The sequence below is a fragment of the Brucella anthropi genome (assembly GCF_046630315.1).
Lineage (GTDB): Bacteria > Pseudomonadota > Alphaproteobacteria > Rhizobiales > Rhizobiaceae > Brucella > Brucella anthropi_A.
The window spans coordinates 38,779-60,204 of record NZ_LQBD01000014.1; the positions used below are offsets into that span (position 1 = coordinate 38,779).

The window sequence follows — 21,426 nt, forward strand, 5'->3', positions numbered from 1 at the left end:
TAATTCATCCGGTGCCGGAAACCTGTCAGGCCTTGGCGAAAATGGTGGGGTGCGAGAACCGGAGCGGAGCGTACCTTTCGTACGTGAGCACCGGAAGCGCAGCAACACGCCATTTGCAGACAGGCCTCACGGGTTTCCCTTTACAGTACGCCGTCAGCTTTCAACTTCTCAACCAGCTCTCCAACCGAGCCAACCTTGACGCCAGCCTTGCGGCCGCCCGGCTCCTCGGTCTTGAGGACCTTGAGACGCGGCGCAATGTCGGCGCCGAAATCGGCAGGCGACTTTTCGTCGAGCGGCTTCTTCTTGGCCTTCATGATGTTCGGCAGCGACGCATAGCGCGGCTGGTTCAAACGAAGATCGACCGTGACGATGGCCGGAAGCTTCACGTCGATGGTCTGCAGACCGCCATCGACTTCGCGCGTCACCTTGGCCGAACCGTCGCCCAGTTCCACCTTCGAGGCAAAGGTTGCCTGGCTCCAGTTGAGAAGGGCCGACAGCATTTGGCCAGTCTGGTTCGAATCGTCGTCGATTGCCTGCTTGCCGAGGAAGACGAGATCCGGCTTTTCAGCCTCGACAACGCCCTTCAAAACCTTGGCCACACCGAGCGGCTCGACGGTTTCATCGGTCTTCACGAGAATTGCGCGGTCAGCCCCCATGGCGAGTGCGGTGCGCAGCGTTTCCTGCGCCTGTGCCGGGCCGACGGAAACCGCGACGATTTCCGTCACCTTGCCCGCTTCCTTCAGACGGATCGCTTCTTCAACCGCGATCTCGTCAAAAGGGTTCATCGACATCTTGACGTTCGCAAGCTCAACGCCCGAACCGTCTCCCTTTACACGGATCTTCACGTTGTAATCGACAACCCGTTTCACTGCGACAAGGACTTTCATCCGCGATTACCTCTTCAATGACTTCTGCAGCACGACTATGCCGCCGTGAACTCAACCCCGCATGTCGAAATCCGACATGAAAGCGGCACCGGCGCAACCTGTGTGATGACGCAAATACGCTGCCTGTCCGCCGGGAACCGGCACGAAACCTAAAGACGGTTGACGTGCACGTCAATCAGGCATGGACCGCTATATCGATTAAAATCAATTTATTCTGACAGGAAGTCATTCCGAAACCGCGCGATCCCATGCCGCCAGTTTCCTATCGTTTACAAGCGACACGGCATGGTTTAGGTAACATCCCGTAATCCGGTCGCAGCCTACCCGGTCAAAACAAGGAACTCTGTCTTATGAAAACGCTCGTCGTCTGCTCCGGCGGACTCGATTCCGTTTCGCTTGCTTGCAGAATAGCAGCCGAACACCAACTTGCCGCCCTCCTCTCCTTCGACTATGGCCAGCGCCACAGAAAGGAACTGGATTCGGCCAGAGCCTGTGCCGAAAGGCTGGGCGTCCCGCATCAGATCATCGATATACGATCCATTGGCGCAAGCCTGAGCGGCTCTGCCCTGACCGATGATGTCGATGTGCCGGACGGACACTATGCGGAAGAAACGATGAAGATCACCGTCGTTCCCAACCGCAACGTAATCATGCTGGCGATTGCCTTCGGCGTCGCGGCCGCGCAAAAGGCCGAAGCGGTGGCGCTTGCCGTCCATGGCGGCGATCACTTCATCTATCCCGACTGCCGCCCCGGCTTTATCGATGCTTTCCAGACGATGCAGAACCATGCACTGGAGGGCTATGCGGACATAAAGCTGCTCGCACCCTATGTGCATGCATCGAAAGCCGACATCGTTATCGACGGCGCGAAATATGGCACGCCCTTTGCGGCGACATGGTCCTGCTACAAGGGCGGCGAACATCATTGCGGACGCTGCGGCACCTGTGTCGAACGGCGCGAGGCTTTTCATCTCGCCGGTATCGAAGATCCGACCCTTTACGAGGACCCGGATTTCTGGTGCGATGCCGTGGCGCGGAGGAACGCCTGATGTTTCGCATCACCAAGGAATTCCACTTTTCCGCCTCGCATCAGCTGACCGGCCTGCCAGCCGATCATCAATGCGCCCGGCTGCACGGTCACAACTACATCGTCGAGGTGGAGCTTTCCGCTCCTGATCTGAACCAGCACGGTTTTGTCCGCGATTATCATGAGCTGGCGCCGTTCAAGCGCTATATCGATGATTGTTTCGACCATCGCCATCTCAATGACGTCCTGGGGCACGACCGCAGCACGGCTGAAACACTTGCCCGGCATTTTTTCGAATGGTGCCATGCGCGCTGGCCGGAAATCTCCGCCGTGCGGGTCAGCGAAACGCCCAAGACATGGGCCGAGTACAGACCGTGACACAGATACGCATCGCGGAAATTTTCGGACCCACGATCCAGGGCGAAGGCGTCCTGATCGGCGAGCCGACGGTTTTCGTGCGGACCGGCGGCTGCGATTATCGCTGCGTCTGGTGCGACAGCCTGCATGCGGTCGAAAGCCGCTTTCGCCATGCGTGGAAAGCCATGAGCGTCGAGGCGATTTGGGATGAAGTGACGGCACTTTCCCGAAACAAGCCGCTCACAGTGTCACTTTCCGGCGGCAATCCGGCCATTCAACCCTTGGCACCGTTGATCGAGCATGGCAAGTCTAAGGGCTATCGTTTCGCGCTCGAAACCCAAGGCTCGGTTGCACGAGGCTGGTTTTCCGCGCTCGACACGCTGGTCGTAAGCCCCAAGCCGCCTTCAAGCGGCATGAGCACTGATTTCGATGCGCTGGCGGCTTGTGTCGAGGTTGCAGGTACAGCACCGCGCACGGTGCTGAAATTCGTCATCTTCGACGATGAGGATTATGCCTTCGCCAAAGCTGTAGCCCGTCGACACCCGCAATTGCCGGTCTATCTCCAGCCCGGCAATCACACACCGCCGCCGCCCGAGGCGCAGGACGCCGCAATCGATATGGATGGCATCATGCGGCGGATGGAATGGCTGGTGGACAAGGTGATAGCGGATGGCTGGTACGAAGCGCATGTCCTGCCCCAGCTTCACGTGCTGATCTGGGGCAACAGACGCGGTGTCTGATCAGCGGTTGGCGCCGGGCACCCAGAGCACATCCTGCGCGCCATTATCGTTGACGGTTCGCGATGCCACGAACAGGAAATCGGAAAGGCGGTTGATATATTGCAAGGCCTCTGCCGAAACCACCTCTCCGTCGACGCGGGCAAGCGCAACCATCAGCCGCTCTGCCCGGCGTGAAACCGTGCGCGCAAGATGCAGCGCCGCCGATGCCGGCGAACCGCCGGGAAGAATGAACGAGCGCAGCGGCTGCAAATCGGCATTGAGGAGGTCGATATCGGCTTCCACGCGCGCGACCTGCGATGCGACGATGCGCAGCGGCTCGTAAGCGAGCGGCTTGCCGTCATCCGGCGTGGAAAGATCGGCTCCCAGGTCGAAAAGATCGTTCTGGATGCGGCCCAGCATGGCATCGATCAGCGCATGGGGATTATTGTCGCCGCCGGTGTGAAGACGCGCCATGCCGATGCAGGCATTGGTTTCGTCCACCGTGCCATAGGCCTCGACGCGCAGGTCCGATTTCAGCCGCCGCGGCCCGCTGGCAAGCCCGGTCGTGCCCTTGTCGCCTGTGCGGGTATAGATCTTGTTGAGCTTGACCATATTTACTGACCGGTTTTCTGGCGGGCAAAATAGATCGCCCCGACAATCAGAATCACGGCGATGAATTGCAGGAAAACGCGCAGCTGCATCATCTTGTTGGAAAAGTTGCCGTCGCCGCCGCGCATCATGTTGCGTAGGCCGATAATCAGAACGACAGCCACCGCAAACATGACCACCATTGCCGCGCCCTTGAACAGAACGTCCATTTCATGTCCTTCCCATGCGTACTGTTCCAGACCTCATGACTGGTCGGACAGCATTCGGTAGAGCCAGCGCGCAGGCATCAGGCGCCGCGCCAGTGACCCAAGTTTCGCCGGTCTCGTCACCACATAATGCGGACGGGGACGCGGCGCCTCCAATGCATGAAGCAGTACAGCAAAGACGGCTTCCGGTCCAAGCTTGTTCTTGGATTTTGTGCCGCCGCTTTCCAGTTTCGCCATCTGGCGTAGGTAAAGCTCACGATGCACCGAAGCTTCCATGTCGATATTGGCCTTGGCGTGGCTGGCGGCATTATAGGTAAAGCGCGACGCAATCGGACCGGGTTCGATCAGCGACACCTCGATCCCGGAGCCTTCCAGCTCCATGCGTTGCGCAAGCATCAGCCCTTCAAGCGCAAATTTGGACGCCACATAAGCGCCACGCCATTTCATCGGCACCAGCCCCAGGATCGACGAGCAATGCACGATGCGCCCGTGCCCTTGCCCGCGCATGACGGGAACCACGCGCCGGGTGAGATCATGCCAGCCGAAGAAATTGGCCTCGAACTGCTGGCGCAGGGCCTCGACCGGCAAGTCCTCTATCGCGCCGGGCTGGGCATAAGCGCCATTATTGAACAAGGCATCGAGCTTGCCGTCAGTCTGGCGCATAACCTCGTCGGCAAGCGCGGCGATCGACTGCGGCTCCGTATAGTCGAGATAATGCGCCTCCATTCCCTTTGCCTTGAGCGCCGCAATATCGGCCTCCTTGCGGGCGGTCGCGAAGACGCGCCAGCCTTGGCTCTGAAGCGCCTCGGCGCAATAAGCGCCGATACCGGAGGAACAGCCGGTGACGATGATGCTGCGCTGCCGTTTTTGACCGGGTTCTGCCGGAGCCATATGTCTGTTTCCCGCTGCCATTTCACCAAGACTGCGTGATTCGGCCCTGTTTTAAAACGGGTCCTGCCCTTGCAATCCGCAGACCGATGCTAGATTTAAGAGCCTTGAAACACAGGCTGAGCACATATCGGACGCCAATCGCGACTTTGGGGACAAATCTGCGGATGCGAAAAATCAAACGTTTTCTCCGTCAGATCACCTATGATGTCATCGGCCATTTCAGTTCGGACGACGGCTGGGCTTTCGCCAGCCATATCGCGCTTTCCGGCCTGATGGCGCTGTTTCCGTTCCTGATCTTCGCCACGACGCTTGCGAGCTTTCTCGGCACCAAGGAATTTGCCGATACGGCGGTGCATGTCATCTTCGACATGTGGCCATCGAACATCGCCGCTCCCATCGCCAATGAGGTGATGAACGTGCTGACCGTGCAACGCAGCGGACTTCTGACCCTCAGCGTCATCGCGGCGGCCTATTTTGCCTCCAACGGCGTCGAGGCGCTGCGCATCGCGCTCAACCGCGCCTATCGCGTCACCGACCAGCGCTCGATCATTTTCTGCCGCCTGCAAAGCTTGGGCTTCGTTCTCGTCGGCACGCTGAGCCTCATGGCAATCAGCTTCCTGCTGGTTCTGGCCCCGCTTGCCGTGCGCATTGCCGAACAATGGTTTCCCGACATTGCGCCATTCACCGGCACGATTGCCTTCTGGCGCTATACGGTGGCGGTGGCGGTTCTGGTTCTGGCGCTGTTCATGGTGCATATCTGGCTTCCGGCCGGGCGCCGCAGTCTGGGTGACATTCTGCCCGGCATCCTGCTCACGCTCATCGCATGGCTTGCCGCGGCCATGGCCTTTGCAAAATATCTGGAAACCTTCGCCAATTATGTTTCCACCTATGCGGGGCTGGCCTCGATCATGGTGGCGATTGTCTTTCTCTACATGCTGTCGGCGATTTTCATCATCGGTGCGGAAATAAACGCCGCGATCATGATTTTTCGCAAGCGCGAACAGCAACCCGAGCTTAACGACGCAAAGTAGTGAGCGCCACGCCGAGCGTCGTCACCACCATGCCTGCAATCTGGATGGCCGACAATGTCTCGCCGAAAATCAGATAGGCCATGATCGCAGCCGTTCCCGGCACCAGATAAAACAGCGATGCGACTTTCGACATGGCGCCTTCGCGGATCATGACGAGAAGCGCCAGAATGGCGCCGATGGAAATGGCAAGCGTCAGCCATACCAGCGCAAAGACCAGCGATGGCGACCAGATCATCATGCGTGTTTCGAAGGCGAAGGCGCAAAGAGCGGTCAAAATGGCGGCGGCAATATATTGCACCGCCGTTCCCGCCTTGAGATCGCCAGCCGTGCCGAAACGCTTCTGCCAGACGGTGCCGGTGCTGATAGCCAGCACGGCGACGAAAGCCGCAGCCAGGCTTTTCGGATCGACGCCGCTACCGGTAGAAAATTTAGGCCATACCACCATGGCGACACCGCAAAAGCCGATCAGCAGCCCGGCCCATTGCCGCCCGCTCGCCCGTTCTCCCAGAAGAATGGCCGCGATCAGCGTGGTCAGCATAGGCTGAAGACCGGCCACGAGGCCTGACATTCCGGCGGGCAGGCCATGGTGAACGGCCCAGAACAGTGCGGACAGATAAACGCCGTGGATGAGACAGCCGGCAATCGCCGCATGAAGCAGCACATCGCCCTTGGGCCAGATGCTCCGGCTTGCCAGCGCCCAAAGCGTCATGATGGCGGCTGCGATGGAAAAACGCACCGCCATGAAAGTGAACGGTTCCGCATAAGGCATGGAAAGCCCCGCACCGATGAAGCCGGTGGCCCAAAGCAGGACAAACATGATGGGGAAGAAACGGGCGACCATGGCGGAAATCTCACTTTCGCGGCCCGCCATATACCGGTTTGCAACGAACGCCTATCGCATAAAACTGATCGCAGCGTTGAATTTGCCAAACAGTCGCCCGCATTTTATGAAGCGGCATGAACAATGAACCCGAAACAATCCGCATTCTCGTCGATGCCGACGCCTGCCCGGTGAAAGCTGAAATCTACCGCGTGGCGGAAAGGCACCATCTGCCGGTCATGCTGGTGGCCAACAGTTTCATCGCCATCCCGCGTGATGCGGAGCGCGTGGAACGGGTTGTCGTGTCGGACAAGCTCGACGCCGCCGACGACTGGATCGCGGAGAACGCCCGTCCCGGCATCATCGTGATTACCGCCGACATTCCTTTGGCCAGCCGCTCGCTGGAGAAGGGCGCTTCGGTCATCGCCCCGAACGGCCGCGTTCACACCCAAAGCACCATCGGCAACACGTTGGCGACACGCAACCTGATGGACAGCCTGCGTTCCGCCGGAGAAATCACCGGCGGCCCCGCACCATTTTCACCTAAAGATCGCTCGGCTTTTCTATCCGCACTCGATCTTGCCATCGTGCGGTTGAAACGCGCCGGGTTTACTGTCTAAAGCGATTTCGCGGCCTCGATCAGCTTTATAGCGTCAGCGCCGTCCCATTGCGCGGGACCATTCATGGATGCAATCTGGCAGCCATCCTTGTCCACCAGAAGCGTCACAGGCAGGCCAAAAGCCAGGTTCTTGCGCTTCAATTCGTTGAAGCTCGCCATGGAAGCATCGCGGTGCAGCGTCAAATTCTTGATGCCGATCTCGCTCAGGAAGCCCTTGGGCTTATCGTCAGAGCCGGTATCGATATTGATGGCGACCACATCGAAATCATTGCCGCCCTTTTCCCCCTGAAGCTTGTCGAGGGCCGGCATTTCCTCGCGGCAGGGCGCACACCATGTCGCCCAGAGATTGACCAGCAGCGTCTTGCCCTTGTAGTCGCCCAGCGTCATCTGCTTGCCGTCCGGGCCGGTGAAGGCGATATGCGCGACCGAAATCGGCTTTTCGGCAGCGCGCATCGCAGCCACGTCGCCTTTTGCCGCCGCATCCAGCGCCTTCAGCGCATCGGCTTTCAGGGCGCATTGGGCGGACGCTTGGTCATTTTCGGCAGAAACATTCGCAGCTACCACATTGCCAGAAGGCCGCTCCATCACGTATACCGCCCCAATACCGGCAATGACACCGGCAAGGGCGGCAAGAAGGACGATCTTGCGATTTCCCGATTTCGCATTCTGTTCGGAATTCGCCTTTTCGTTGTCTTCTGCCATGTCGCGTCACTTCTTTCCAATATTCCGCCAACCGTCACCGGGGCATATGAGCATGAGCGAACAAAAATCAAGCAACCAGATGTGGGGCGGCCGTTTTGCCTCAGGGCCCGATGCGATCATGGAAGAGATCAATGCATCGATCGGTTTTGACCGCAAGCTCTATGCGCAGGATATTCAAGGCTCGCTCGCCCATGCAGCCATGCTGGCAAAGACGGGCATTATTGCGGCGGAAGACCACAGAAAGATCGAGGACGGCCTCAAAACCATTCTCAAGGAAATCGAGGACGGCAAGTTCACCTTCTCGCGCAAGCTCGAAGACATTCACATGAATATCGAGGCGCGGCTCGCCGACCTGATCGGCCCTGCCGCCGGACGGCTCCATACCGCCCGCTCGCGCAACGATCAGGTGGCCGTCGATTTTCGTCTCTGGGTCAAGCGGGAACTGGAAAAGACCGCCGCCGCCCTGAAAAACCTGATCGAAGCCTTCCTTGAGCGCGCCGAAGAACATGCGGCGACCGTCATGCCGGGCTTCACCCATCTCCAGACCGCGCAGCCCGTCACTTTCGGCCATCATTGCATGGCCTATGTGGAAATGTTCGGCCGCGACCTGTCGCGCGTGCGCGATGCAATCGAGCGCATGGACGAATCGCCCTTGGGTGCTGCGGCCCTTGCAGGCACCGGCTTCCCGATCGACCGTCACATGACGGCAAAGGCGCTCGGCTTCCGCGAGCCGACCCGCAATTCGCTCGACAGCGTTTCCGACCGCGATTATGCGCTGGAATTCCTGTCGCTTGCCGCAATCTGCGCCGGACACCTCTCACGCCTTGCCGAAGAGATCGTCATCTGGTCCACGCCGCAATTCAACTTCGTGCGCCTTTCCGATGCCTTCTCCACCGGCTCGTCGATCATGCCGCAGAAGAAGAACCCGGATGCCGCCGAGCTGGTCCGCGCCAAGACAGGCCGCATCAACGGTTCGCTGATCGCCCTTCTGACCATCATGAAGGGGCTGCCGCTCGCCTATTCGAAAGACATGCAGGAAGACAAGGAACAGGTCTTCGACGCTGCCGAAAATCTGGAACTCGCCATTGCGGCCATGGCCGGCATGGTGCGCGACCTGACGATCAATGTCGCCTCGATGAAGAAAGCTGCGGGTTCGGGCTATTCCACCGCGACCGACCTTGCCGACTGGCTGGTGCGGGAACTGGGCCTGCCCTTCCGCGAGGCCCATCACGTCACAGGCCGCGCGGTGGCGCTTGCCGAAAGCCGCAAGGTCGATCTGGCGAAGCTTTCGCTGGAGGAACTGCAATCGATCCATCCCGGCATCACGGATGCGGTCTTCGGCTATCTGACGGTTGAAAAATCGGTCAAGAGCCGCCAGTCCTTCGGCGGAACCGCCCCGCAGGAAGTGCGCCGCCAGATCCGTTACTGGAAAAAACGGATTACCAGGGCCTGATAATCGATCAACATGATGTCATGTGGAATCATCTGTCGAACGGATGATTCCACTTTCGGGCATTATGCGTTAGACCTATCGCAAGAGTATATATTTCGGGAACCAAAGCTGATGACAGGCCGCTCCGTTATTTCTTCCGTGCTTCTGATCGCCGCGCTCAGCGCCACGCTCGCCGCTTGCGGTCGCAAGGGCCCGCTGGAGCCGCCGCCATCCGCCATCGTGACGGACGAGCAGGGCCACACCAAGCCGAAACCGCAGGAAGACAAGCCGATCATCCTCGACAAGCTGTTGTAAGTTTCTGCTGCAGGGCCTTTTCCGTGAACCATTTCGAATATCGCAACGGCGTCCTTCACGCCGAAAATGTCAGCCTGCCTGAAATCGCACAGGCCGTCGGCACCCCCTTCTACGTCTACTCCCGCGCCACCATCGAGCGCCATTTCCGCGTGTTCAGCGACGCCTTTGCCGGCATGGAAACGCTCGTGACCTATGCGCTGAAGGCCAATTCCAACCAGGCCGTGCTGAAAACGCTGGCAAAGCTTGGCGCCGGTGCCGACACCGTTTCGGAAGGCGAGATTCGCCGGGCGCTTGCGGCGGGCATCCCGGCCAGCAAAATCGTCTTTTCCGGCGTCGGCAAGACCCCGCACGAGATGGATTTTGCGCTGGAAGCGGGCATTTACTGCTTCAACGTCGAATCCGAGCCGGAACTGGAAATCCTTTCCGCCCGTGCGGTCAAGGCAGGCAAGGTCGCATCCGTATCGCTGCGCATCAATCCCGATGTGGACGCGAAGACCCATGCCAAGATTTCCACCGGCAAATCCGAAAACAAGTTCGGCATTCCCCGCGTCAAGGCGCGCGAGGCCTATGCTCGTGCGGCAAGCCTGCCCGGCCTCGACGTGGTCGGCATCGACATGCATATCGGCAGCCAGATCATCGACCTCGAACCGTTCGACAATGCTTTCGCGCTGATGGCGGAACTGGTGAAGGAATTGCAGGCCGACGGCCACAATATCCGCCATGTCGATGTGGGCGGCGGGCTTGGCATTCCGTACCGCACCGACAATACGCCGCCGCCGCTGCCTGTGGCCTATGCGGAAATCGTCGCAAAACACCTCAAGCCGTTGGGCCTGAAAACCGTGTTCGAACCGGGCCGCCTGATCGTCGGCAATGCGGGGCTTCTGGTGACGGAAGTGATCTTCGTGAAGGAAGGCGACGCCAAGAATTTCGTCATCGTGGATGCCGCGATGAACGATCTCATCCGCCCGACGCTTTACGATGCCTTCCACGACATCAAGCCGGTCGCCCTGCCGAAGGACGAGGCCCCGCGTATCCGCGCCGATTTCGTCGGCCCGGTCTGCGAGACGGGTGATTATCTGGGGCTCGACCGGGAAGTGGCGAAACCCGCTCCGGGCGACCTGATCGCCGTTTGCACCACCGGCGCTTATGGCGCCGTACTTTCCAGCACCTATAACAGCCGCCTGCTCATTCCCGAAGTGCTGGTCGATGGCGACCGCTATCATGTGGTTCGCCCGCGCCGCACCTATGAGGAATTGCTGGCGCTCGATTCCGTGCCGGAGTGGCTATAAATCCCACGCGTACAATTATCATGGCGAAGCCTCGCCTTTGCCATGATGCGTGTTATCCTGTTGCAAGATGAAAACGCGATACACGCCAGAAAGCCCAGATGACGGATCGTAGCAAGGACAGGAAGGACAGGCAGCGCGCCGCGCGGGATGCCTTCCTGCGGCTCTTTTCCGGGGAAGGCGCCGCTCTGCGCCGCCTGCGTCTGCGCGCCTTCCTGTCGATCGGCTTTGAGCGCTTCTGGCCTCTCGTCCTGCCGCTGATTCTGCTTGCCGGCCTGTTTGCCAGCCTGAGCTGGTTCGGCCTGTTCGGCATGATGCCGCGCTGGCTGCATATCGGCGTGCTGGCGCTGTTCGGCCTTGCCGGTCTCATTGCGCTCTACCTGCCGTTTCGGTTTCGCGCCCCGACGCAGAATGACGTTACAAGCCGCATCGAGGCAATCAACAGTCTCGCCCACGAGCCGCTCGCCGTCCAGACGGGCAGCCTGGCAACCGGAGAACAGGATCCGTTCGCCGTCGCCCTGTGGCGGGAACACCAGCGCCGCATGGCGAACCGGCTGAGGAACCTGCAATCCGGCCTGCCCTATACGCGTGTTCCCGAACATGACCCCCTCGGCATCCGCGCGGTGATTGCCCTCCTTTTCGTAACGGCCTCTGCCTACAGCCTCAGCCCGCACAGCGGGCGCATTGCCGATGCGTTTCACATTCGTCCGGGCGACGGCACCGCCGTTGCGCGCATCGATGCATGGGTAACGCCGCCGCGCTATACCGGGCGCGCGCCTGTCTTCCTGACCGCCACCAACGACGGCAACGAGGCCGCGATCACCGTGCCTCAGGGCAGCATTCTCTCGGTCCGTGTGATCGGCGGCGGTTCCGAACGCCTGACCGCGACCGATGCGAGGGGCGAGCGCCGCGACGTGCAGCCGGTCAAAGCCGGCGAGGACCAGAAAGCGCCGTCCCAGGAAGCCCTCGTCGATGGAAGCCGCAATTTCCGCTATGATTTGCAGCAGGACGAAACCGTGGCGCTTTCCGGCACCGATGCCCGCTGGAAATTTTCCGTCACCCCGGACACTCCGCCGACGATCCGCTTCACGAAAGAGCCGGGACATGCGCTGAATGGCACGTTGCAGCTTTCCTACCAGATCGATGACGACTATGCGCCGGTGAAGGCCGAAGGCGAGATCGTTCCGCTCGACAATGACGATGACGAGGAAACCGCCCCGCTTTACGATGCGCCGGAACTGCCGCTGGCCCTGCCGCGCCGTGGCGTGAAGGACGCCACGACGTCGAAGGACCTGACCGAGCACCCATGGGCAGGCGAAAAGGTTGCGCTCACGCTTGTCGTGACGGATGCCGCAGGCCATACGGGGCGCAGCGAAACCAAGATCATCACCTTGCCGGAGCGCCCTTTCAGCAATCCGCTTGCCCGTGCCGTTGCCGAGCAGCGCCGCATTCTGGCGCTCGATGCGACCGAGCGCGATCATGTTCTCGACATGCTGTCGGCAATCACGCTTCGCCCCGAAGAAACCATCAGGAATGCCGCCCATTATCTGGGTCTGGTGACAATCCGCACCCGCCTGCGGCTGGCCAGAAGCGATGACGACCTGCGCGATACGGCCGACTATATGTGGCAGGTTGCGCTCGGCATCGAGGACGGCAATCTTTCCACTGCCGAAAGGCGTCTGCGCCAAGCCCAGGAAGCCTTGCGCAACGCGCTTCAGAACGGCGCTTCGCAGGAAGAAATCGAGAAGCTGACCGCCGAACTGCGCAAGGCCATGCAGGATTTCCTGCGGGAGTTTGCAGAGCGCCAGCAGCAAAATCCGAATGCCCGTCGGCAGCCCCCCGACCCCAATGCGCGCATGATGACCGAAAAGGATTTGCAGCGCATGATGGACCAGATCGAGAACCTGGCGCGGCAGGGCTCACGCGATCAGGCCGAACAATTACTGTCGCAATTGCAGAACCTGATGAACAATTTGCAGATGGGGCAGGCGCGGCAGGGCCAGCAAGGTCAGGGACAAGGCCAGCGGGGCCAGCAGGGCCAGATGCAGCAGCAGATGAACAAGCTCGGCGAGCTGATGCAGCGCCAGCAAAAGACGATGAACGAGACCTTCGATCTCGATCAGAAGATGCAGCGCCAGTTCGGCGGCAGCGACGACGAAGGCGAATTGGGCGACAACATGTTCCCCGGCGATGACGGCTCCATGGGGGGCGGTCAACCCGGCGGTGAAGCCGAAAACGGTCAGGGCCAGAACGGGCAGGACGGAAAAGGCGATATTCCGCCCGATATGGCGGAAGCCATGCGCAAGCTTCAGCAGCAGCAGAAAGACCTCCAGTCCGACCTGCAAAAGCTGATGGATGATTTGAAAGGCATGGGGCTGGAACCCGGCAAGGATTTTTCGGAGGCCGGAAAATCGATGGGCAACGCCACGGATGCGCTCGGCCGCAGCGAAGGCGCGGAAGCAAACGACCAGCAGGGCAACGCGCTCGATGCGCTGCGTCGCGGCGGACGCGACATGATGCAGAAGATGCAGCAAGCCATGGGCCAGCAAGGCCAGGGCCAGAATGGCGCCAATGGTAATCGCGGCAAGGACCCGCTAGGACGCCAACAGGGCACCGGCGACAGCGGGCTCAACGATGACGTCAAGATTCCCGGCGAAATCGATATTCAGCGCGCGCGGGAAATTCTCGACGAAATCCGCCGCAAGCTCGGCAATGCGCTGACGCCGCAGATGGAGAAGGAATATTTGCAGCGCCTGCTGAAATTCGATTGATCTGATGGCACAGACGCCGGGCGGGGTTATTCCATCACCCGGCCAACATAAGGCAGCTGGCGGAAAGCGTGTCCGACATCCATGCCATAGCCGACGACAAAATAATCCGGGCACTCGAAAGCCACGAAATCGGCATCGAGATCGACCTTGCGGCGCACGCTCTTGTCGAGAAGAACAGCGATGGAAACACTGCGCGCACCGCGTTCCAGCATGAGTTCGCGCACGAATTTCAATGTCTTGCCGGATTCCAGAATATCGTCGATCAGCAGCACGTCGCGGTCACGCACATCGCTGTCGATATCGCGCAGCAGGCGCACTTCCGTGCTGGTCGTGCCCTTGCCATAGCTCGAAACGGTGATGAATTCGACATCGGGCTCCACACCGGCATCGTGCATGGCGCGGATGAGATCGGCTGCAAAGATGAAGGAGCCTTTCAGGATCGAAATCGTCAGCAGATTGTGGAACTTGCGTTCGGCAATGGCCTTGGCGAGGTCGAGATTGCGTCCGACAATCTCATCCGGGCCAAAGAGCACTTCGATTGTCTTGCCACCAACTTCGGGCATCTGCTGCTTCTCCTGATCGTTCGCTTTCGCGCAGATTTCGGCCCCATCAAAGGCACCGGAAAGGCTCGCTCTATAGCATGGTTTGAGGAAATTGCACCCCATCTGATAAAGATGCCCCGGCTTCTCCATTTCCCAGCGTCGAGAATTCATATAGCGTGGCATCCATGCATCCGGACATCATCGAACTGCGATCATTTTACGACACGACATTGGGCCATCTCGCCGAGCGCGCGATCCGCATGGCATTGGCCGGACTGTGGGGGCATGTGCCGGGCGAGCGGCTTGTCGGCATGGGCTACAGCCTGCCCTATCTCGACCGGTTCGGCGCCGATACCGAACGCACCTTCGCCTTCATGCCGGCGGGCCAGGGAGCCGTGGCGTGGCCTTCGGCTGAAAAAACGGCAACAGCGCTTGTTTTCGACGAGGAGCTGCCGCTGCCCGATTCCTCGATCGACCGCGTGCTGATGGTCCATGCGCTGGAATATGCGGAAAACTCGACGGAAACGCTGAAAGAGATGTGGCGCATCCTCGCCCCCAATGGGCGGCTCGTCATCGTGGTGCCGAACCGGCGGGGCCTGTGGGCGCGCTTCGAGCACACGCCTTTCGGCAGCGGGCGACCCTACAGCCGCACCCAGCTCACCACCTTGCTGCGGGAAGCCAATTTCACGGTCAGCGAGGTCAGCGACGCCCTGCATTTTCCACCCGCCACGCGCCGGTGGATGATGCGGCCATGCCTGGCGCTGGAAGGCATGGGACGGCGGCTGTGGCCGGTCTTTTCGGGCGTTCTGGTTGTGGAGGCGCAAAAGCGGCTCTATCAGGGACTGCCCGTCGCCCAGCGCTCGTCGCGCCGCGTTTTCGTTCCGGTTCTCGCACCGCAAGGAACACCTGTCGGCGGATTGCGGAAAGCCCCGGCGCGACCGCACAAACCGGATCATAAAAACTAGCACATTTGCGCATCAACGCCCGCAAAAACGTACAGTTGCGGCGATCCATACCTGTCACCGGGCAATGTTTTTCTCGACTTGAACGCAATGGCGGGATATGCCCCATCATACCTTCAACATCGACCTTTTGGCGGAGCCAAAATCATGACCGATACGCAGAACCTTACCCGTCCCCAGCCCAAGGCAGGCCTGCTCGACATCGCAGCCTATGTGCCCGGCAAGGAACATGTGGAAGGCGTTGCCAAGGTCTATAAGCTCTCCTCCAACGAAACGCCGATCGGTCCAAGCCCGCATGCGGTCGAAGCCTATCGCCACGCAGGCGAAAAACTGGAGCTTTATCCTGATGGACAGGCGCTGGCGCTGCGCGAGGCCATCGCCGAGACACAGGGGCTCAACATGGCCAATATCCTGTGCGGCAACGGCTCCGATGAGCTGCTCGGCCTGATCTGCCAGACCTATCTTGCACCGGGCGACGAGGCCATCATCACCGAACACGGTTTTGCCGTCTACAAGATCCAGACGCTGGGCGCTGGCGCAACGCCGGTGACGGTCAAGGAAAAGAACGAGCGGATCGACGTGGACGCCATTCTGGCTGGCCTGTCGCCGCGCACGAAGATTGTCTTCATCGCCAATCCGGCCAACCCGACGGGCACCTATCTGCCTTTTGAGGAAGTCCGTCGCCTGCATGCCGGGCTGCCGAAGCACGTGCTTCTGGTTCTCGATGCGGCCTATGCCGAATATGTCCGCCGCAATGATTATGAATCCGGCCTCGAACTCGTTTCATCGAACGAGAATGTCGTCATGACGCGCACCTTCTCGAAAATCCACGGCCTGCCGGGCCTGCGTATCGGCTGGATGTATGCACCGCTGCACGTGGTCGATGCCGTCAATCGCATCCGCGGCCCGTTCAACATGAATTCTGCCGCCATTGCCGCCGGTGCGGCTGCGATCCGCGATCGCGCCCATGTCGAAAAGTCGATCACCTACAACGACAAATGGCTTGGCTGGCTGACAGAGGAGTTCACCCGGCTTGGCCTCAGGGTAACGCCATCGGTGACGAACTTCCTGCTGATCCATTTCCCCGACGATGCCGCCCACTCGGCTGACAAGGCCGACGAATGGCTCTCGAAGCGCGGCTATATCCTGCGTCGCGTCGGCGGTTACGGTTTCCCCAATGCGTTGCGCATGACGGTGGGGCCGGAAGAAGCCAATCGCGGCGTCGTCGCTGCCCTGAGCGAATTTTTGAAGTAAATCCATGTCCACGGTTCATTTCGACAAGATCGCCCTCATCGGCATCGGCCTCATCGGTTCCTCGCTGGCCCGCGTCATCCGGCGTGAGAAGCTCGCCGATCACATCGCCATTGCAACCCGCAGCAGCGAAACGCTGAAACGCGCCGAAGAACTGGGGCTTGGCGACAGCTACACCACCGACAGCACCGAGGCCGTCAGGGACGCCGATCTGGTGATCGTATCGGTGCCGGTCGGCTCGTCAGGCACTGTCGCGCGCCAGATCGCGGCAAACCTCAAACCCGGCGCCATCGTCACGGATGTCGGCTCCACCAAGGCTTCCGTGATCGCGCAGATGCAGCCGGAACTGCCGGAGAATGTGCATTTCATTCCCGGCCATCCGCTGGCGGGCACGGAATATTCCGGCCCCGACGCTGGCTTTGCGGAACTCTTCACCAACCGCTGGTGCATCCTGACGCCCCTGCCCGATACGGATGAGGCGGCGCTGGAAAGGCTGAGCGATTTCTGGATCGCCTGCGGTTCGCGGCTTGACCGCATGGACCCGCAGCACCATGACCTGGTGCTGGCCATCGTCTCGCATCTGCCGCATATCATCGCCTACAACATTGTCGGCACGGCCAGCGATCTGGAACAGGTGACGAAGTCGGAAGTCATCAAATATTCCGCTTCCGGTTTCCGTGATTTCACCCGCCTTGCGGCGTCCGACCCGACGATGTGGCGCGACGTCTGCCTGCATAACAAGGATGCGATCCTCGAAATGCTCGGGCGTTTTTCGGAGGATCTGGCCTCGCTGCAGCGCTCGATACGCTGGGGCGACGGCGAAGCGCTGTTTGATCTTTTCACACGCACGCGCGCTGTCCGCCGCGGCATTATCGATGCGGGTCAGGAAGTGGATGCACCTGATTTCGGCCGTCAGGCCGCGACACGGACGAGTGAAAAGAAGTAGGAAACGCATAGGGCAGCAAACATACTGCCCTACTGCCTTACTGCCCTATTTCCTTACTCCCCTACTCCCCTAAAGCACCGGCAGGCGCCCGAGCGGAATAAATCCGGCGCTGGCCTTGCCCTTGCGGACAGCGATCTCCATCACGGGATTGCCGTTTTCGTCTTTCGGCATGGCCGAGAGAGCAAACAGAATGGTGGCGATGTTGCCGCCATGCTCGGGGAATACGGTCTGTCCCGCCTGCGCCAGCGATTGCGGGTTGACGAGCGTAAGCTTGATATCGGCATCGATCAGCCCGTCACCATCGACCGAAAACGGCCCGGCAACGGAAATCATGGCTCCATTGGGCATGGACAGGAACGCCTGGTTGACCGTGCCGGAATGGCCGCGCAGCCGCTGTTGAAAAGGCACATCGCTCCTTGCGAGCAGCGTCGCGGCATCGGCGATGTCAATATCCGCCACACCGTCGATTTCAGGGCTGGTGGCGCTGCCGATCGCCGCCTTGTCAAGCTTCAAGCCGGCAAAGCGGCCATTGATCTTCAAGGCGCCATCCGCCTCGCTCATGCGGAAATCCATCTGCTCAAGCGTGCTGAGGGGCTCGGTCTTGGTGGCTTCGGTGCGAAGGCCGACCGCGACCTCACGGGCGGCCAGCTCGATTTCGGTCGGGAATGGACGCGCCAGCCGGGTGTTGGAGGTAAACTTGCTCCAGTTGACTTCCAGCGGGGCTAGTCCCGGAAACTCGATGAAGGCCGGGCCGGTCAGATCGTTCGAGAGCGAACGCGGCGCATAGACCGGAAAGCCCGAGGTGAAACGCCCGGCGCGGAAGGACATGCCTTCGGAAGGGCGCTGCCAGGAGATGCTGTCGCAGATGACATTCACGCGCAAGGGATAGCCGCCCATATGCAGCTCTTCGCATTTCACGCCCACACCCTGCGCGGCAAGCCTGGCCATGTCGGCCCTGGCGCGCGCCTCAAGCCTGTTTGCGATATAGAACCAGCCCGCCGTATAGCCGGCAGCAAGGACAAGGAGAATGACGATAAGCGCGATCGGACGCTTTCTGGCTTTCGGTGCGTTCATTCCAGTATGCGCCATTTCAAAAGCCTTACATTAAATCAGACGGTTGCACGAGCCTCGCTCCGGGCCGGATGAAATATCCCGGCCCCGATATGTTTTGCTCCCCCCGACTGTTGGCCATATTATGGCAGGAATGTGCCTTGTGAAGCGATGAGGAAGAAAAATCGAGGGATATCCGTTGATTACCGGTGGAAATCAGCGTTCAGTGATCCATTATGGACACCCTCATGACCACACCTCGCAATGACAGTCGGATGAACGATTTCTGGGTTTTCGGCTACGGCTCGCTGATGTGGCGGCCGGGCTTCGCGCATGTGGAAACGGTGCGCGCGCGGCTTTACGGCTACAGGCGGAGTCTGTGCATCTATTCGCATGTCCATCGCGGAACGCCGGATAGACCGGGTCTTGTTCTGGGATTGGATGCCGGCGGTTCGTGCCTCGGCATCGCTTTTCGCGTGCCCGGCGACATGTCGGGCGAAGTGATGACCTATCTGCGCGAAAGGGAGATGTCGAATCAGGTTTACCACGAAAGGCAGCTGCGCCTGCGTCTGGCCGATGGGCGCACGGTGGATGCGATCACCTATGTCGCCGACCGCCGCCACGTCCAGTATGCCGGGTCCCTGTCGGCCGAAAATGCAGCGGCAATCGTCGCCTCGGCCCGCGGCGATTCCGGCGCCAATGTGGATTATGTCGCCAATACGCTCCAGCATCTGCGCAACATGCGCGTGCGCGACCATTGGCTGGAACATGTCAACGATCTCATTCACGGCAATATTCAACGACAATGCGGCGGTTCAGGCGGCTGAAAGCGCTTGCTGCGCCTCTCAAAATTTCCGGCGTCCGCGCGCTCAGCCCTTGTTCTTGCCCCATGCAACCGCTACATCTCGGCCAATTGCCAAGGAGGCCCTCATGATCGCATTGTTCCGCACCATTGATCTGGCGCTCGATATCTACACCTATATCATCATTGCGAGCGCCATTTTCTCATGGCTCTATGCGTTCAATGTCGTCAATTCCGGCAACCGTTTCGTGGCCTCGATCGGGGAATTTCTCTACAAGGTGACAGAGCCGGTCCTGCGCCCGATCCGCAATCTCCTGCCCAATCTCGGCGGCATCGATATTTCACCGATCATCCTGCTGCTGATTATCTTCTTCATCCGCCAGTTCATGTGGACGACGCTGCTGCCGCTTTTCCTGTAAGCGCATCATAAGCAAGCCTGGAGCATTTCCTGTTTTGATTGAATCATTGAAAATGCTCCATCTGCTTGTTTTTAAACATGTCTCCAAAACAAAAGCGCCCGGACATTGCCGGGCGCTTTTGTTTTCAATAGGTCGGATAGCTGTCGCTTACTTGCCCTTGGCGCGCTCGATAGCTTCCACGATGAACTTGCGGGCGTAATCTTCGTCGCCCCAATCGCCGATCTTGACCCACTTGCCGGGCTCCAGATCCTTGTAGTGTTCGAAGAAGTGCGCGATCTGCTTGAGCGTGATCTCCGGCATATCGGTATAATCGTGGATCTTCTCGTAGCGGCGCGTCAGGTGCGGCGACGGAACGGCGATGATCTTCTCGTCCTTGCCGGAATTGTCTTCCATGACCAGCACGCCGATCGGGCGCACATTGATGACGCAGCCGGGGATCAGCGGGCGGGTGTTGCAGACGAGCACGTCGATCGGATCGCCATCTTCCGAAAGCGTATGCGGCACGAAGCCGTAATTGCCCGGATAGGTCATTGGCGTATACAGGAAGCGGTCGACGATGAGGGCGCCGGCCTTCTTGTCCATCTCGTACTTGATCGGCTGGCCGCCGACAGGCACTTCAATGATGACGTTGACGTCTTCAGGAGGATTGGAGCCGATGGAGATGGCATCAATATTCATGATGTGTCCTTTCGTGTCGGGCTCTGATAACGGGTTTCAGGGTTGCGCGCAAGAAAAACGAAAGTCGAAGAAAACGCGGCGAATTGTCGTTCTCGCAACGCAATTGAACGTGATCAGGCCGTTACCATGCTGTGAAGTCAAACCCCGAGTTCGTTCAGTCGCTTAACGGCGGTGAGGGGCATCGGGGGAGGATTGGAATCGCGGCTGGCGGCGATCAGGAATTCGTCGCAGGCCGTCTCCGTCGTCTCGATCAGCCTTCTGAGAAATTCCTCTTTCGGCAGGCCCGGCGGAATGGGCGGCAGAACGCGGGCGCGGACGGTTCCCGGATAACGCAGAAACTTGCGACGCGGCCAGTAGAGGCCCGCATTATGCGCAATCGGCACCACCGGCAGATTGAGCGCTTCGTAGAGATGCACAATACCATATTTGTACTGTGGCGGCGCGCCGGGCGATCTGCGCGTGCCTTCCGGATAGATGAGAATCTGGCGGCCTTCCGCAATCGCCTTTTCCGCGCCCTTGGTGATGGAATGCAGGGCCTTGACGCGGGAACCGCGATCCACCGGGATCATCTGCATCTTGGCTATATACCAGCCGAAAAGCGGAATGTGCATCAGTTCCCGTTTCAGGATCAGCACCGGATCATCGAGATAGGGCAGGAAAGCATAGGTATCCCAGGCCGACTGGTGCTTCGGCGCACAGATATAGGCGCCTTCGGGAATGTTCTCCAATCCCTCGACCACGCAGCCTGTCCCCGCAATATGCTTCTGGAGCCACAGATTGACCCGTGCCCACAGTTTCGGCACGATCCAGGCCTTCTTGCGCGGCAGCAGAAAGTAGAACGGCGTGTAGATGACCATCTGAACGAATGTGCAGATGTAAAACGCCGCATTGAACAGGATAGAGCGCAGGTAAAGGAGCATCTGTCGGTGGCGATCCTGGCTAGAGCATTTCCAGCAAAAGTGCGAAGCGGTTTTGCGTCGGATAATGCGTAAAAACGAACAGACAGCGCATTTTCGCTTCCGGCTTCCGGTAAACGGCCACGCACGAAGTCTGTACTTTCTGCTGAAAGTGACGGCACGATATATCAGGAAGATCGGCCTTTTC

The 21,426-nt window shown here is 59.7% G+C and carries 24 protein-coding genes; 14 read left to right on the top strand and 10 right to left on the bottom strand.

What is annotated here, in order from left to right:
* Positions 1-140: 140 nt before the first annotated feature.
* Positions 141-887 carry an electron transfer flavoprotein subunit beta/FixA family protein gene (locus tag AVM02_RS09960; protein WP_119043472.1) on the bottom strand — a complete coding sequence of 249 codons (747 nt, stop codon included), beginning with the start codon at positions 885-887 and terminating at the stop codon, positions 141-143.
* A 350-nt stretch (positions 888-1,237) separates the two neighbouring features.
* Here AVM02_RS09960 and queC point away from each other — a divergent pair, with 350 nt between their 5' ends.
* The 3 genes from queC to queE are packed head-to-tail and all read left to right on the top strand — an operon-like array spanning position 1,238 to position 3,011.
* Positions 1,238-1,936 carry a 7-cyano-7-deazaguanine synthase QueC gene (queC, locus tag AVM02_RS09965; protein WP_411506812.1) on the top strand — a complete coding sequence of 233 codons (699 nt, stop codon included), beginning with the start codon at positions 1,238-1,240 and terminating at the stop codon, positions 1,934-1,936.
* Positions 1,936-2,292, top strand: a complete 357-nt coding sequence (gene queD, locus AVM02_RS09970; RefSeq protein WP_411506813.1) for a 6-carboxytetrahydropterin synthase QueD — start codon at positions 1,936-1,938, stop codon at positions 2,290-2,292. Before queC ends, queD begins: the two co-directional genes overlap by 1 nt.
* The gene (gene queE / locus AVM02_RS09975; RefSeq protein WP_411506814.1) at positions 2,271-3,011 is read left to right on the top strand and encodes a 7-carboxy-7-deazaguanine synthase QueE; all 741 of its coding nucleotides are present in this window, start codon (positions 2,271-2,273) and stop codon (positions 3,009-3,011) included. The genes queD and queE overlap by 22 nt, the downstream gene beginning before the upstream one ends.
* Here queE and AVM02_RS09980 read toward each other — a convergent pair whose 3' ends face one another.
* From AVM02_RS09980 to AVM02_RS09990, 3 genes are read right to left on the bottom strand one after another with little or no spacing between them, the layout of a single operon-like run.
* Positions 3,012-3,602 (bottom strand): cob(I)yrinic acid a,c-diamide adenosyltransferase, encoded by a 591-nt coding sequence (locus tag AVM02_RS09980; protein WP_411506815.1) that lies wholly within the window; start codon positions 3,600-3,602, stop codon positions 3,012-3,014.
* Between the two features lie 2 nt (positions 3,603-3,604).
* Entirely contained in the window at positions 3,605-3,808 is a 204-nt protein-coding gene (locus tag AVM02_RS09985) for a twin transmembrane helix small protein (RefSeq protein WP_411506816.1), read from the bottom strand.
* Positions 3,809-3,841: 33 nt separating this feature from the next.
* Positions 3,842-4,696, bottom strand: coding sequence for an SDR family oxidoreductase (locus AVM02_RS09990; protein WP_411506817.1), 855 nt, complete (start codon positions 4,694-4,696; stop codon positions 3,842-3,844).
* 164 nt (positions 4,697-4,860) lie between these two features.
* Here AVM02_RS09990 and AVM02_RS09995 point away from each other — a divergent pair, with 164 nt between their 5' ends.
* Positions 4,861-5,727 carry a YihY/virulence factor BrkB family protein gene (locus tag AVM02_RS09995; RefSeq protein ID WP_411506818.1) on the top strand — a complete coding sequence of 289 codons (867 nt, stop codon included), beginning with the start codon at positions 4,861-4,863 and terminating at the stop codon, positions 5,725-5,727.
* Here AVM02_RS09995 and AVM02_RS10000 read toward each other — a convergent pair.
* The gene (locus AVM02_RS10000) at positions 5,711-6,568 is read right to left on the bottom strand and encodes a DMT family transporter (RefSeq protein WP_411506858.1); all 858 of its coding nucleotides are present in this window, start codon (positions 6,566-6,568) and stop codon (positions 5,711-5,713) included. The two genes, AVM02_RS09995 and AVM02_RS10000, sit on opposite strands and share 17 nt — an antisense overlap.
* A gap of 116 nt (positions 6,569-6,684) precedes the next feature.
* Between AVM02_RS10000 and AVM02_RS10005 the strand changes: the two genes are divergently transcribed.
* The gene (locus AVM02_RS10005; protein WP_411506819.1) at positions 6,685-7,167 is read left to right on the top strand and encodes a YaiI/YqxD family protein; all 483 of its coding nucleotides are present in this window, start codon (positions 6,685-6,687) and stop codon (positions 7,165-7,167) included.
* Here the strand turns inward: AVM02_RS10005 and tlpA are convergent.
* Entirely contained in the window at positions 7,164-7,868 is a 705-nt protein-coding gene (gene tlpA / locus AVM02_RS10010) for a thiol:disulfide interchange protein TlpA (RefSeq protein WP_411506820.1), read from the bottom strand. The two genes, AVM02_RS10005 and tlpA, sit on opposite strands and share 4 nt — an antisense overlap.
* A gap of 52 nt (positions 7,869-7,920) precedes the next feature.
* Between tlpA and argH the strand changes: the two genes are divergently transcribed.
* The 4 genes from argH (at position 7,921) to AVM02_RS10030 (ending at position 13,672) form a co-directional block, all read left to right on the top strand.
* Positions 7,921-9,321: an argininosuccinate lyase gene (gene argH / locus AVM02_RS10015; RefSeq protein ID WP_411506821.1), complete on the top strand. Its 1,401-nt coding sequence runs from the start codon at positions 7,921-7,923 to the stop codon at positions 9,319-9,321.
* 111 nt (positions 9,322-9,432) lie between these two features.
* On the top strand, positions 9,433-9,615 hold the full coding sequence (gene lptM / locus AVM02_RS10020; RefSeq protein WP_411506822.1) for an LPS translocon maturation chaperone LptM: 183 nt from the start codon (positions 9,433-9,435) through the stop codon (positions 9,613-9,615).
* Between the two features lie 23 nt (positions 9,616-9,638).
* Positions 9,639-10,904, top strand: coding sequence for a diaminopimelate decarboxylase (gene lysA, locus AVM02_RS10025; RefSeq protein WP_411506823.1), 1,266 nt, complete (start codon positions 9,639-9,641; stop codon positions 10,902-10,904).
* A 98-nt stretch (positions 10,905-11,002) separates the two neighbouring features.
* The gene (locus AVM02_RS10030; protein ID WP_411506824.1) at positions 11,003-13,672 is read left to right on the top strand and encodes a TIGR02302 family protein; all 2,670 of its coding nucleotides are present in this window, start codon (positions 11,003-11,005) and stop codon (positions 13,670-13,672) included.
* A gap of 26 nt (positions 13,673-13,698) precedes the next feature.
* Here the strand turns inward: AVM02_RS10030 and hpt are convergent, their stop codons facing one another.
* Positions 13,699-14,235: a hypoxanthine phosphoribosyltransferase gene (gene hpt, locus AVM02_RS10035; protein ID WP_411506825.1), complete on the bottom strand. Its 537-nt coding sequence runs from the start codon at positions 14,233-14,235 to the stop codon at positions 13,699-13,701.
* A 164-nt stretch (positions 14,236-14,399) separates the two neighbouring features.
* On the opposite strand from hpt, the gene AVM02_RS10040 reads away from it, so the two are divergent.
* The 3 genes from AVM02_RS10040 to AVM02_RS10050 all read left to right on the top strand — a co-directional run bounded on the left by AVM02_RS10040 (position 14,400) and on the right by AVM02_RS10050 (position 17,373).
* Positions 14,400-15,179 (top strand): class I SAM-dependent methyltransferase, encoded by a 780-nt coding sequence (locus AVM02_RS10040; RefSeq protein WP_411506859.1) that lies wholly within the window; start codon positions 14,400-14,402, stop codon positions 15,177-15,179.
* Positions 15,180-15,323: 144 nt separating this feature from the next.
* A complete protein-coding gene (hisC, locus tag AVM02_RS10045) occupies positions 15,324-16,430 on the top strand; it encodes a histidinol-phosphate transaminase (protein ID WP_411506826.1) in 1,107 nt (368 codons plus the stop codon).
* 4 nt (positions 16,431-16,434) lie between these two features.
* The gene (locus tag AVM02_RS10050; protein ID WP_411506827.1) at positions 16,435-17,373 is read left to right on the top strand and encodes a prephenate/arogenate dehydrogenase family protein; all 939 of its coding nucleotides are present in this window, start codon (positions 16,435-16,437) and stop codon (positions 17,371-17,373) included.
* Between the two features lie 69 nt (positions 17,374-17,442).
* On the opposite strand, the gene AVM02_RS10055 is transcribed toward AVM02_RS10050, so the two are convergent.
* Positions 17,443-18,462 (bottom strand): DUF2125 domain-containing protein, encoded by a 1,020-nt coding sequence (locus AVM02_RS10055; protein WP_411506828.1) that lies wholly within the window; start codon positions 18,460-18,462, stop codon positions 17,443-17,445.
* 209 nt (positions 18,463-18,671) lie between these two features.
* On the opposite strand from AVM02_RS10055, the gene AVM02_RS10060 reads away from it, so the two are divergent.
* Together AVM02_RS10060 and AVM02_RS10065 are read left to right on the top strand one after the other, a co-directional pair.
* Positions 18,672-19,250, top strand: a complete 579-nt coding sequence (locus tag AVM02_RS10060; RefSeq protein WP_411506829.1) for a gamma-glutamylcyclotransferase — start codon at positions 18,672-18,674, stop codon at positions 19,248-19,250.
* Between the two features lie 103 nt (positions 19,251-19,353).
* Positions 19,354-19,644, top strand: coding sequence for a YggT family protein (locus AVM02_RS10065; RefSeq protein WP_006467933.1), 291 nt, complete (start codon positions 19,354-19,356; stop codon positions 19,642-19,644).
* A 147-nt stretch (positions 19,645-19,791) separates the two neighbouring features.
* On the opposite strand, the gene ppa is transcribed toward AVM02_RS10065, so the two are convergent.
* Both ppa and AVM02_RS10075 read right to left on the bottom strand, forming a co-directional pair.
* Positions 19,792-20,322 (bottom strand): inorganic diphosphatase, encoded by a 531-nt coding sequence (gene ppa, locus AVM02_RS10070; RefSeq protein WP_002965058.1) that lies wholly within the window; start codon positions 20,320-20,322, stop codon positions 19,792-19,794.
* A 137-nt stretch (positions 20,323-20,459) separates the two neighbouring features.
* Positions 20,460-21,242, bottom strand: coding sequence for a lysophospholipid acyltransferase family protein (locus AVM02_RS10075; protein WP_411506830.1), 783 nt, complete (start codon positions 21,240-21,242; stop codon positions 20,460-20,462).
* Positions 21,243-21,426: the final 184 nt, after the last annotated feature.